This window comes from Burkholderia sp. SIMBA_051, assembly GCF_046534915.1.
GTDB lineage: Bacteria > Pseudomonadota > Gammaproteobacteria > Burkholderiales > Burkholderiaceae > Burkholderia > Burkholderia ambifaria.
Window position 1 is genome coordinate 1 of the sequence record NZ_JAWRXS010000380.1, and the last position, 265, is coordinate 265.

1 protein-coding gene is annotated in these 265 nt (G+C 68.7%); it reads left to right on the forward strand.

The genetic code is table 11. From position 1 onward, the window contains the following. Window positions 1-265: autotransporter outer membrane beta-barrel domain-containing protein (locus tag SB771_RS34950; protein WP_410722036.1), on the forward strand; the 265-nt coding region annotated here is incomplete at both ends.

Here is a 265-nt window from a genome sequence, read left to right on the forward strand (position 1 = left end):
GCAGCCACAGCTCGCTGGCCGATTCCGCCTCGCGCACCGACGTCGACAGCTACACCGCCACGATCTTCGGCGGCCGCAATTTCCAGGCCGGTCCCGGCCACCTGCGCTTCATGGCCGGCGCCGCCTACACCTGGCACGACATCAACACCAAGCGCGACGTCGCGGCCGGCAGCCTGAACCAGCGCCTGGAGTCGTCCTACCGCGCCTCGTCGACGCAGCTTTTCAGCGAGCTCGGCTACCACCTGCCGCTGAGCGATGCCTACAG